The following is a 12532-nucleotide window of genomic DNA, read 5'->3' on the forward strand; positions in this document are numbered from 1 at the left end:
ATTTCGATATTTCGATATCGTAATAGCCTATATATCAAAGATTACTATCGAATTAACATGACGTCATTAAATAAAAGAAATTCATATTAGTTCAATAATCTGAGGTATCACATGACTTCTTCACTGAAAAAACTGTTAATTTCTGTCGCGATCAGTTCTGCATTACTCCCTGCATCTGTCGCGTTTGCAACTCCAACTACTGAAGCCGAATCGGCAACAGGCCAGTCTCTGCAAACAAGTTCAGCCGCACATTATCAAAACATTGATTTTAATAAGCGCTATAACGATGGTGTGTTGTTTGAACATGAATCTAATTTGTTTTGGGGTAAAGGCGAGCGCATTAAAGTGCTTTCTAAAACAGGTGAGACATTAGCTTATGTTGAAGACTCTCCTCTAGTACATGACGCGCTAACAAAGCATAGTCGTAAAATGGATCAAGCCATCATTCAAGTCGATGATAACGTATTTCTTGGATACGGTTATGGTCTTGATACACCTGTGATGATTGAAGGTGATGACGGCATTATCATTGTCGATCCAGGTGAGTCAGTACAAATGGCTGCCTCTGTGAGAGATGCTTTTAGAGAAATCACCGACAAACCTGTTAAAGCCATTATCTACTCTCATAACCACATTGACCACATTTCTGGTGTTCGTGCTTGGGTAACCGATGAAGAAGTCGCATCAGGCGAAGTAAAAATTATTGCTCAAGAAGGACTAACTGCAGCAGTGGCTAACTGGTCTTCAAATCTAGGCACCTTATTTGGTCACCGCACATCTTACACTGGCGCAAAACATGTTGAAGAAGGCAAACACGGTACAGTGAACGACGGTTTAGGCCCTCGCTTCATGCAAGGTGACATCTCATTCATTGAGCCAAATGTCACCCTGAAAGATCGTTTAGACATCACTATCGCAGGTGTTGAACTACAAATCGTAAACGTGCCTTCAGAAACAAAAGACGAAGTTGTTGTTTACCTGCCTAACCAAAAAATACTTCATGCAGCAGAAGTATTACAAGGTGAGAACTTCCCTAACTTACACACTATTCGTGGGACCAAGTTCCGTGATCCTGCAATGTGGTTTAAAGGCATTGATGTAATGCGTGGTTTTGATACTGAAATCATGATCAACTCTCACGGACGCCCAGTTGAAGGTAAAGAAGCTGTAGCAAACGTATTAACTTCTTACCGAGATGCAATTCAATACACCCATGACCAATCTATTCGCTACATGAATAAAGGCATGACACCAGATGAACTTGTTGAAGTAGTAAAACTGCCTAAGCATCTAGCTGAACATCCTTGGCTTGGTGAGCATTACGGCACTGTCGCTCATGCTGTTCGTCAAATTTATGTTGGTTATGTAGGTTTCTTTGAAGCTGATCCATGGCAGTTAGAGCCAATGGCATACGAGCAACGCGCAAAAGCATTTGTTGAATTAATGGGTGGTAGAGACAACATCATTAAAACAGCAAAAGCAGCAATAACTGCTGAAAACTACACCTTTGCAGCAGAGATCTTGTCGTACCCAATTACGATCAACAAGCAAGACATTGAAGCACGTGAATTGAAAGCTAAAGCTTATAAAGAATGGGCTGCAAATCAAGTGAACATCAACTGGCGTAACTGGGCATTAAATGCATCAGCTGAGTTAGAAGGTACACGAGATTTTTCTAACCTGATTAGCTTTGCCTCTGTAGATGTATTAACAGCTCTGCCTAGCGCACAAATTTTCGACATGATGACAGCAACATTAATTGCAGAAAAAACACTCAATGTTGCAACTGCGATGACATACAAGTTTGCTGACACCAATGAGTCAATGACGATTGAAATCCGTAACGGTATTGCACAGTTACATACTACACCTTACTCAGGTGCGGATATTCAGATAGAAACCACTCGTGAAGTGTTAAACCAAATCCTGATTGCAGGTCCTAAAGCACAACAGGTGATAGGCGAAAACTTAGGCTCAGGCAAGTTCAAGTTTACTAATGGCGATATCAAAGATTTTGGATTGTTCATGAGTTACTTCGACAAACCAATGACGCCAGAAGAAATTAAATTAATTGTTCGATAACACGTCAACTAGAGGGGCTGTATAGCCCCTCCGTTTTAGGTGGTCACTATGTCTCGTCTATTACTATTACTTATATGTTGGGTGCCATTTTTCGCAAATGCATGCGGCATACACCAAGACACAGGCTTATTCCTTGTCACCGAACCAGGGTCACTTCCAGTATTTGAAAGCACCGTTAATGAAAGACAAAACGGTAGATTTAATAGCTTAAACAGTCCTGAGCACGTCAAGGTATACCAGTTCACTAATGTGCTATCAAACAGCAATCAAAAAGTTTCTTTCAGTTTATTTGAGCCAGTAAAAGGCCATTACAGTGAAGTCTTGATTTCTGAGCACACCAAATTACAACACCGAGAAACACAGCCCTCACCTACTGAGCTATTGCTAATCGCTGAGCTAGATGTACTTGAGGCGTTAGCCACTAAACAACTTAGTTGGTCTGATGCAAAAACGCTTGGTTTAGTCCGCATCAATGGGCAAGCCAAAGACATAGCAATGCTCGAGCGATGGTTTGTAGATTTATTTTAATCGGCTCGCGGTAATTAATGCATATTGCATTTGCTAAGGAATGTTATGAACGTAATTAAAACCATTTTATCTAAACTAGCCACCATCTTTATGGTGCTTATCAAATTCGTATCCTTTATGGCATTGATGCTTGGTGGCGCATATTTATTAGCGCCTATGGGGCTCATTAATTCTAAAGATATCGATATGAGTCTTTTTACCAATACGCCAAATGACACCATGATGATTCTGTTTAACTCAGAGTATTTCAGTGGCTACTTATTTTCAGTCACCATTGCCCTGGTCATCTTTGTTATCTATCTACTTTGGTCAATACATGAAGTGGCAGTCCATCGCACAGAAAAAATGCACAGCTCTCACGTCCAGCTAGTGTTTGCATTGTCATTATGTGGCCTGTTCATCCATAAAGCTTGGTGGGTATTAGCCATCATTATCGCTTTTGCCAACTGGTCTGAAATTGGTGAGTCCATAAGCAGCGTGATTAGAAACAGTCGAAATAAAACCAACGACTTAAAAAACACCTCGAATGAAATAAACAAGGTAGAGGACTAATACTATGAAAGAAGTCATGATCCCTTACATCTTATTAATGTGGATACTCGTATCAACGGGTGCCATTAAATGGACCTTACGCAGTTGCTTTTGGATTGTCTCTGGCGGCGTATTAATTCTGGTTATATTGGGCGTACTTTCACGCCTTTGGGCGCCGGTTGATTTAACTTATTCCTCAACCGTCAAAGCACCTCATGCAGTGCTATCGCCTTTGTTCGGTGAGGAAATTGATCAAGTACATGTTCGTCATAACCAAATCGTCAAACAAGGCGAAATTATTTATACCCTTGTAGACACTAAATCTAACGCTGAAGTTGAAAAAATTAAATCCTCAATCGTTACGCAAGAAGAAAGTATCGCCCAGTTTATTAGAGATTTAGGGCGAACAAAGACATCGCCAGACATTTTTAAAAAACGAGACGTTGAGTATTACCAATCACAACTGCGTATTGCCAAGGCAACTCTCATATCGCTTCATGCCGACTTGGAGCAAACCCATTTTGAGCAAAGCCGAAAAACAGTTCGAGCTCAGTTTGATGGCCAGGTAGCAGTAGTCAATGTCGCTGACGGAAGCCGTGTAGGTAATATGCACCTTTATGATACTGGCAAAAAGTTTATTGAAATGCGCATTCCTGATCAAACGTTTCGCTACGTAGAAAAAGGACAATTTGCAGAATTTTATGTTGATGCTTATCCCGGTGAAGTATTCCGAGCTCGCGTTCACAGCTTTACGGCTGGTACAGGTGAGTCATCGATTTCACCAATTCAAGGGCCACAAAGTGTTAGACAACATGTTGGAGCCAATACCAGTAATCATGGACGTACAGTGATTCTTGAGATTTTTGAGCCTGAAGGCAAAATTATCCCAATTGGCGCAACGGGTTCTGCTTGGATTGCAGCAAACAAACCACACCCATTTTTCAGTTTTATCGATGTGATTGGCGCAGCAACGGTTCGTCTTCATTCATACAAGTCCTACTTAAATGCGATGTAACTTTTCAGGCTCGCCTCATAACTGAGGCGAGTACCCGTTAATTACATTAGTAAAGACGAATTAATAAGGTTATCCATGAATACTAAAATCACAGTCCCGTTACTTTTATCATTATTAGTGGCAAACAATGCATTGGCAGGGGCTTATATGTTCCCAGAGCTGGGCGGCGTGAATGTAAGTACGGCAGGCGCCGGTGCTCAAGCTTTGGCAGAAGGTGCAGAAACCGCGTTTGCAAACTCAGCTGCTATGACCAAGATTACTCAGCCCACCTTAGCTTTTAATATACAAGGCATGGTGTCAGACATTGCATATACTGATACTGGTTCTGATGGAATATTTGCTGGCGGAGAATCTTCAACTCAAGCTGGAACAGCAATGCCAGCAGGTGCTATGTATTACGTCACACCAATTAATGATAGTTGGAGTGCAGGTATTGCTCTGGTATCGGCAGGTGGATCAGTCATTGATTACGGGGCTGACTTTTCGGGCGCATTATTGTTGCAAGACGCTCAGCTCGTTACCGTACAGTTAAACCCAAGTGTCGCTTATAAAGTTAATGAGCAGTTATCTCTGGGTGTTGGCCTAGTCGCTGAGTACGGCCAGCTTGAACAAAATTTTGCAGGAACTGACAAGTTTAAGACCCAAGCAACGGGTAGTGATCTAAACATTGGCTATACCTTAAGTGGACTGTACGAGTTTAACGATGATCATCGACTCGGCTTTTCATACCGTTCAGAAATAGAACATGGCATGGATGGTAACTTAACCATTGCCAACCAAGGACTTGATTCTTCAATTGGTATCATTATGCCTACCACTGCGTCTTTAAGTGGATATCATAATGTCACTGACAAAACGGCTTTGCTATGGAGTTTAGGCTGGACCCAGTTTAGCTCTGTTGCAACAACCGATATTGAACTGGATTCCCGTATTGTCGAGATCCAAAGGCAGTGGGATGACACAGTAACCGCAAGCGTTGGGGGCTACTATCAACTTAACGATAAATGGCGACTAGAAGGTGGTATATCTTATGAATCATCACCGCAAGATGACCCAAGGATGCAATACCCAGATGTGCCAACTGGCGAGCTTTGGAAATATGCAATTGGTGCCACATATGATTTAAACCAGAACTGGCGCATGAATTTTTATTATGAATACCTTGACGTAGGAACCCCAAGTATTGAATTTCAGTTAGCAAATTCAACGCTTAGAGGAGATTACTCAGCAAATATTCACTTCTTTGGCGTAATGACAAACTACCGTTTTTAACTGTAAAGAACAGCTTATAAAATATTTTTCGATAACACTGACGGGGCATATACTGCCTGTCAGTTTTTCAACAAAGTAGCCTAACTGAACTTTAGTCAAAAACACCAAGCTAGTTTCTAGCGACTTTAGCCTCTAAACAGCCAGCTCATATTAGTCGAAAACAGCCACGCTAAAGCAAATCAAAGCAAATAGCACACAGCAAAAAGACAACACAGCAGGCGCCAAATTATTTCTTGGCAAAAAATCGTCACACTTGGAGGTTTTTGAGGTAAATATTGGAGGTTACACATTGATTCTGGATGCCCAGAAACAAAAAAACCTACTATTTAATAGTAGGTTAGAGAGATGGTACCGGTGGGCGGACTTGAACCGCCACGCTCGAAAGCAACGGATTTTGAATCCGTCGTGTATACCAATTTCACCACACCGGCATCATATTGATGTCTCAACAGAGCTAGGCTCAATCGAGAGTCAGAATTATACCTAGGCCATTAACAATGGCAAGCTCTTTAATGCGCTATTTAGTCTATTTACTTTCAACAGCTCAAATCTCATTCAACCAGCGCTCTTTGCTGCGCTAAGCTGACTCTAAACAACAGCTCACACATCCCTTTCGAAAATTCGGTTCTAACTCGACATCATGTAAATAGTGATCGATTGCAGAGTTTACTAATTTTTAATTCATTACATTAGCATTCTAGCAATAACCGACAAGTTAATTGATCGAGATCATAATTGTTAAAAGATGTATCTAGTATGTTATTTATGACTTCACAATAAAGGAGAAAATAAAATGGCATTCTGGTTAGATTTAATGTTTGGTAATGCAATAGGTTTGCTATCTATGATTGTCATCTTCTGCACTATGGGAATTATGTCGTACATGATGTGGATGTTTATAGTGAAGTCGGCTCCAAAGAAATAGGTGTTACTTATTTTTATTTTAGTCAGTTTTTTTTGTGTTTTTTAGCAAATAATTAGGGGGCAATTAGCCCCCATTTTTCTGCCTAATAAACATGAAATCAATGGTGAGTGATCATGGTTGGTGATTAAGCAGCATGTTTTCTAGGTTGCACTAAACCATTAATGAATTGCGGTCTGGCTTTAATCAAATGCGACAATTCTTCTTTACTAGGCTCACCAGCAGGTAATCGTAATACATCGCGATTCAAATACACTCTCGCTTTCATCGAAATTTTATACTCAGCTGTCGGGCCTTGTATCGCGTAATGACGTTCATTACCCACTAACTCAAGAATACTCGTCGCAACTAATCCCTTCACCGCGAGTTCGTTTTGAGGTAATGCCAAAATAGTGGCACCTTGCAGGAAGAATTCACGCAACAATGCACGCTCAGCAGGATCCAGCAATTTAACTTTAGACTCAATGGTTTCTATCGCGCGTTTTTCACGTAAATAATTAATAGATTCATCAACAACAAAAGTGAATAACTGACTTAAGAAGAAAGCTGCGCCGACAATGAGACCTAGGCCAATAAAATGACCATATTCGTTCACTAGGTTATCTAACGATAAAGTCTGCAAGACATGAGAAGGGGCAAACAACAATACAGCACAAGCAACAACCCACCAGAGCATTACACTGACAAGCACACGCTTTGCGTTGGCAAATTTTAAGTTATCTAATTTAATTTTCATCATCTCGCTTCCAAAGTGTCAGATTTTTGAATCTAATACTTCAAAAGCAATTTTGATGCCAAATAGTACGCATTAATCAGCTTATTAAAACAATAACTTACTTTTCAGCTAGCCTTGCTAACACACGACTCGCAGCAATAAAGCCAAATGTGCCTGTAACCATTGTCACAGCGCCGAACCCTGATGCACAATCCATACGCATACTACCTTCTGCTGTCGCTTTAGTACTGCAAACTGAACCGTCACTTTGAGGGTAAACCAGGTGTTGAGTAGAAAACACCGCATCGACAGCAAAACGTCGTTGGACATTTTTAGTAAAATTATACTCACGACGTAAAATCCCTCTCACTTTAGCAAGTAATGGATCTTGGATCGTTTTAGCTAGATCGGTAAGTTGGATTTGAGTGGGATCAGTTTGCCCACCAGCGCCGCCGACAGTCACAATTTTGAGTTTATTTCGTTTACACCAAGCAATTAACGCGGCTTTTTGTTTTACTGCGTCAATACAGTCAACAACATAGTCGATCGATAAAGGATCGCTTTTAGTTCCAAGGTACTCTGCTAGGTTGTCAGCGGTAACAAAATCCTCAATCTCATTGACGACACATTCAGGGTTGATGTCGCGAATACGCTTTGCCATCACTTCAACTTTAGATTCGCCCACTGTTGATGTCGTCGCATGGGATTGGCGATTAATATTAGTGACACAGATATCATCCAAATCAATCAAGGTAATCTGCCCAATTCCGCTTCGGGCTAATGACTCAGCAACCCAGGTCCCTACCCCACCAATACCAATGATAACAACATGAGCATTTGCAAAGTTTTGCAGTGCATTTTGACCATATAAACGGCCTATACCACCAAAACGATTTAAATAAGATTCTGACAACATGTAACGCTCTTGAGTACTCACTAATAAAGGGGCGATATTTTATCCGAATCTGATACAAACCGATATAACTGAACAGTGAAAAATGAGAGTCGATGTCTTTATTATTACTTTCGTTGAATTCAATAACCATACGACACAGTTGTTACCTACAGACGCCAATTAAGTAAACTTAATTAATTTACCGTTAAACAAGCTAAAAAACATGTTATCCAGAACCGTAAACCTTGTAAATCAATATGATACATATCGAATAAAACCAGCCTTTAGTGACAATAATCACACTTTTTAGTGAAGCTTTTATGTCAGTATCAGCCGCAGATAAAGGATCCTAAATAATAGCGCTTACCGCTAAATTATTAGCGAGTCGCTATTGTTATCAATGTTGCGCACAACTGATGAGTGCGTAACAAAATCAAGCCCTTACCAAAGGAAGATTAAGATGATGAAAAAAAACCTGATCACTGCTGCTATTGTATCTTGCACAGCAATGACCTCTTTCACTGCGTTAGCTGATGGCCCAAATTTCTATGGTCGCGCAGATCTTGCATTAACAAATTCTGATTTAGGTGTTGCAACACAAAATCAAAAAGACGGCACAGTTATCGAGAATAACTTTTCTTGGTTAGGTGTTAAAGGCAGTGAAAAAATCAATGAAAACTTCGAAATCCTTTACCAAATGGAATTCGGTGTAAGTAACTTTGATAACTCAGGCGATACTTTCGCAGCTCGTAACACATATATTGGTCTTAAAACCAATGCAGGTACGGCTTTAGTGGGTCGTAACGACACTGTGTTCAAAGCTTCTGAAGGTGGCTTCGATTTATTTGGTAACAGTAACTCTGATATCGATTTATTAGCAGCAGGTCAAACGCGTTCAGGCGACGGTATCAGCTACTACTCTCCAAAAATTGCTGACATGGTGACGTTCAACGCAACTTACTTAATGGATGACAATTACGAATCACAAAGTGATTCAATGTATGCATTAAGTGCAACGCTAGGTGATAAAGCACTTAAGTCACAAAACTTCTATGCCGCTGTTGCTTACCAAGATGGTATTACAGATGTCGAAGCGTACCGTGGTGTGGTTCAAGCTAAATTCGGTAACTTCATTGTTGGTGGCTTATACCAAAACACTGAAAGCTTAAAAAGCGAATTAGCTCACCTAGAAGGTGACTCTTACTTCATCAATGCTGCATATGTAATGGGCAACCTAAAGCTTAAAGCAATGTACGGCTACGATGATTCAGGTCTTGGTAAAATCGTTGACCGCCGCACTGGTCAATTAGAAAACCAAAGTGATGTCAACGTGTTAGATGCACGTAAAGACGTATCTGACGTTGAAATCCAGCAGTTCAGCATCGGTGCTGATTACCGTTTAAGTGCTAATACATTAGTATACGGACACTACACTAAGTACGACGGCGACATGAAGCTAAATGGTGTTGTTGAAGACTTAAGTGATGATATTTTCACAGTTGGTGTTCGTTTAGACTTCTAAACTGCCCTTAAGCTGTTGAAAAATATTACAACGAATTGTTAAGCAATTGCTAAAGCGACCTAACTAGGTCGCTTTTTTTTGCTCTAGACATTCCAATTGAAATTTCCAATATGCAAAACTGCATAACTCTAGCTGACACAAGCCACAAAACTTAACACTTTAGCTACAACTTAACTAACCAGAAAGCCAACTACACCAAGCCTTACACGATATTGACAATTTGTGGAACCTCTATAAATAGGTAGTTTGCTATATTGGTGTTAACTAATAGCCAAAAGTATCGAACTTGTCACATATTTTCATCAAATCATTACGTTATCCCATAAAGTTTGACATAGCCCACAACTTAAACAACCCAAACCTGTAAAAATCCTCTCAAGTTCACGTCGTTGACCTATTACTATTTAGATAGTTCTGTGACTGAAATTCACTAAAACACCCCCATTTAAAGGGGATAGAACCACTGGTTCTAAAGGGAGTATGAAGATGAAAAAGACGCTAATCTCAGCATCTGTAGCCTCAGTAATTGCATTAACTTCTTTCGGCGCAGCAGCTGAAGGCCCAAACTTTTACGGTCGTTTAGACTTAGCTGTGACTAATTCGGACACTGGTGCAACTACCCAAGAAGGGAAAGCTGGCACGGTATTCGAAAACAATTTCTCTCACATTGGTGTTAAAGGCAGCGAAAAAATCTCTGATGCTTTCGAAGTGCTATACCAAATGGAATTCCAAGTTGAAAACACGTCTTCAAGTTCAGATGTTTTCAAGGCTCGTAATACTTTCCTAGGTTTAAAATCTGACTTCGGTACAGTTTTAGTGGGTCGTAACGACACAGTATTCAAGCAAGCAGAAGGCGGCGTTGACGTTTTCGGTAACACCAATGCTGATATTGACCGTCTTGTAAGTGGTCAATTCCGTAAAGCTGATGGTATCTGGTACTACTCTCCAAAAATCGCTGATTTAGTTACATTAAACGCGACTTACCTAATGGAAGATAACTACACAGACGCTAATGGCAACGAATCTTATGAAGATCAGTACGCACTAAGTGCAACCATTGGTGACAAAAAACTTAAAGCTCAAAACTACTATGTAGCAGCGGCTTACAACACTATTGGTGGCATCGATGCTTACCGTGCTGTTGCTCAAGTTAAACTAGGTGATTTCAAAGTGGGCGGTTTATACCAAAACACTGAAAGCCAAACTACTGATCAAGAAGGTGATTCTTACTTCTTGAACGTAGTTTACAACCTAAATGGCGTAAACTTGAAAGCTGAATATGGCGTTGATGAAGCTGGTTTTGGTAAATACTACAGCAACATTGCAGAAGTTGACGGTTCTGACATCAACGTAACTTCAATCACTGTCGGTGCTGACTACCGTATCTCTAAGTCAACGCTAGTATACGGCCACTACGCTATGTACGAAGGTGACCACAAAGTTGCTGGCGCTAAAATCGATTTAGAAGATGACAATATCTTCACTATTGGTATGCGTTACGACTTCTAATTGATTGAGTCACTAGACTCATTTCAATAAAGCTATACAAAAAAAGCGACCCTGAGGTCGCTTTTTTTATGGTGTCATTTTAGTGAACTTAACAAATAAGATTACCCTTTACGGGTTAACACATAAGCCGCTTCATTAAGCCAAGGAACATTCTTTTTCACAAAACGCTGATTGTCAGCAAGCACATCAGCGCACTCAAGTAACTCAACCTCAAAATCAGCAGCAAGATGCGTCTCTATCCATTGCGGGCTAACGGCAAATGGCGGGCCATTGAGCGCAGATTGATCATAATCCAGTGTCACTAATAAGCCCTTAACGCCAGCAGGAATAAGTTCAGCCAGTTTTTTAGCGTACTGTTGGCGCATGGCTTCTGGCCACGCAATGAGTGCGGCTCGATCATAAAATGCGTTAATTGAATGGGTTGATTCGTTAGCTAAGGTGAAAATATCACCCTGGATCAGTGAAACCTGCTCAGTTGAGTAAACTTGATGTTCACCGTGAGTTTGACGATTAACTGGTAGGTTGTTTTCTTTGAAAAAGTCTTCGACAGCAATTTTATTTAACTCGCAGCCAAGCACACTATGGCCCTGCTCCGCTAAATAACACATATCTAAGGATTTGCCACATAAAGGTACAAATACTTCCGCAGATGGTTCTAGCGATAAACGCGACCAATACTTAAGCAGAAATTCATTAATTTGAGGTTGATGGAATCCAATTTGTTTCAAATCCCATTTTTCGTGCCAAAAGCTCGGCTCCATGATAACAAACCCTTGTTCAGTAACTAATGGGCTTCACTGTAATCACAAAAATACTGAGATGCAACACACCATATAAGCTTGGTCACTCACACAGCGTTAGCAAATTGACTTATAATCAAGCCAAGTACGGCAACCGTCACTTAACTCTTATAAGCTCAGGACACTCAAGCTAAGCTAATTTATTGAGCAATAAGCCTTGGGTAGTTACTCAGGCTCACCCTCTAACACAAACTGGACTTTCTTAAGCCATTTACAGTTGTCACATTGGCAGTTACGACGAGAAAGGTGATGCGGACTCAAATTAGAATCAACAAAATCCACTGCTATTAATAGTTGCTGCTTCAATTCATCAACGGATTTTTTCTCTATGGCAACTAGCTCATCATTATGATTCATCCAGATACACTCTTCGCCTTGATGGCAAGTGGTACACTGTTCATCACTGGCATTATAAAAGACGGCATGTGGACAATGCGTCACTTCCATTGACTGTAAAATTCGCTGACGAGGAAACCTAAACAGTGGAATTAAATCTGCTTTATTGATGGTAGGCATAAGCGCTCCTTGATTAAACCGAATCCGTTGATTCAGTTAAATAGTACCTGTCTATGACCAAAAACAACTTGATTCAAGTCAAAGTTTACAACACCGTTTATTTGAGATAGGTAGCTTTACTCTGAATTGCTAATATAAATACTTAAATAGCGCCGACAATAATTGATCCTGCCGCACTTTTAGCATTTTATGAATTCTTAAACATAAAAATTTACCATCAATACT

At 40.4% G+C, this 12532-nt stretch carries 12 protein-coding genes and 1 tRNA gene; 8 read left to right on the forward strand and 5 right to left on the reverse strand.

Annotated elements, in window-relative coordinates; genetic code table 11:
• The first annotated feature begins 111 nt into the window (after positions 1-111).
• The 5 genes from L2737_RS15215 (at position 112) to L2737_RS15235 (ending at position 5428) form a co-directional block, all read left to right on the forward strand.
• On the forward strand, positions 112-2082 hold the full coding sequence (locus L2737_RS15215; protein ID WP_248956267.1) for an alkyl sulfatase dimerization domain-containing protein: 1971 nt from the start codon (positions 112-114) through the stop codon (positions 2080-2082).
• Positions 2083-2130: 48 nt separating this feature from the next.
• Complete coding sequence (locus tag L2737_RS15220; RefSeq protein WP_248956268.1) at positions 2131-2610, forward strand: hypothetical protein; 480 nt, start codon at positions 2131-2133, stop codon at positions 2608-2610.
• A 45-nt stretch (positions 2611-2655) separates the two neighbouring features.
• Complete coding sequence (locus tag L2737_RS15225; RefSeq protein ID WP_248956269.1) at positions 2656-3162, forward strand: magnesium transporter; 507 nt, start codon at positions 2656-2658, stop codon at positions 3160-3162.
• Between the two features lie 4 nt (positions 3163-3166).
• Positions 3167-4156 (forward strand): efflux RND transporter periplasmic adaptor subunit, encoded by a 990-nt coding sequence (locus L2737_RS15230; protein WP_248956270.1) that lies wholly within the window; start codon positions 3167-3169, stop codon positions 4154-4156.
• 75 nt (positions 4157-4231) lie between these two features.
• Positions 4232-5428: an OmpP1/FadL family transporter gene (locus L2737_RS15235; RefSeq protein WP_248956271.1), complete on the forward strand. Its 1197-nt coding sequence runs from the start codon at positions 4232-4234 to the stop codon at positions 5426-5428.
• Between the two features lie 346 nt (positions 5429-5774).
• On the opposite strand, the gene L2737_RS15240 is transcribed toward L2737_RS15235, so the two are convergent.
• A tRNA-Leu gene (locus tag L2737_RS15240) sits at positions 5775-5859 on the reverse strand.
• Positions 5860-6221: 362 nt separating this feature from the next.
• Here L2737_RS15240 and L2737_RS15245 point away from each other — a divergent pair.
• Positions 6222-6353, forward strand: coding sequence for a DUF3149 domain-containing protein (locus L2737_RS15245; RefSeq protein ID WP_065109785.1), 132 nt, complete (start codon positions 6222-6224; stop codon positions 6351-6353).
• Between the two features lie 124 nt (positions 6354-6477).
• Here L2737_RS15245 and L2737_RS15250 read toward each other — a convergent pair whose 3' ends face one another.
• Positions 6478-7089 (reverse strand): superinfection exclusion B family protein, encoded by a 612-nt coding sequence (locus L2737_RS15250; RefSeq protein ID WP_102526602.1) that lies wholly within the window; start codon positions 7087-7089, stop codon positions 6478-6480.
• Between the two features lie 94 nt (positions 7090-7183).
• The gene (tcdA, locus tag L2737_RS15255) at positions 7184-7978 is read right to left on the reverse strand and encodes a tRNA cyclic N6-threonylcarbamoyladenosine(37) synthase TcdA (RefSeq protein ID WP_248956311.1); all 795 of its coding nucleotides are present in this window, start codon (positions 7976-7978) and stop codon (positions 7184-7186) included.
• A gap of 445 nt (positions 7979-8423) precedes the next feature.
• Between tcdA and L2737_RS15260 the strand changes: the two genes are divergently transcribed.
• The gene (locus tag L2737_RS15260; RefSeq protein ID WP_248956312.1) at positions 8424-9482 is read left to right on the forward strand and encodes a porin; all 1059 of its coding nucleotides are present in this window, start codon (positions 8424-8426) and stop codon (positions 9480-9482) included.
• Positions 9483-9968: 486 nt separating this feature from the next.
• Entirely contained in the window at positions 9969-10991 is a 1023-nt protein-coding gene (locus tag L2737_RS15265; protein WP_102526603.1) for a porin, read from the forward strand.
• Positions 10992-11092: 101 nt separating this feature from the next.
• Here L2737_RS15265 and L2737_RS15270 read toward each other — a convergent pair whose 3' ends face one another.
• Together L2737_RS15270 and L2737_RS15275 are read right to left on the reverse strand one after the other, a co-directional pair.
• The gene (locus L2737_RS15270; protein WP_248956272.1) at positions 11093-11752 is read right to left on the reverse strand and encodes a thiopurine S-methyltransferase; all 660 of its coding nucleotides are present in this window, start codon (positions 11750-11752) and stop codon (positions 11093-11095) included.
• A 204-nt stretch (positions 11753-11956) separates the two neighbouring features.
• The gene (locus tag L2737_RS15275; protein WP_248956273.1) at positions 11957-12307 is read right to left on the reverse strand and encodes a hypothetical protein; all 351 of its coding nucleotides are present in this window, start codon (positions 12305-12307) and stop codon (positions 11957-11959) included.
• Positions 12308-12532 lie beyond the last annotated feature (225 nt).

The sequence above is a fragment of the Shewanella electrodiphila genome (assembly GCF_023283985.1).
GTDB classification, from domain to species: domain Bacteria; phylum Pseudomonadota; class Gammaproteobacteria; order Enterobacterales; family Shewanellaceae; genus Shewanella; species Shewanella electrodiphila.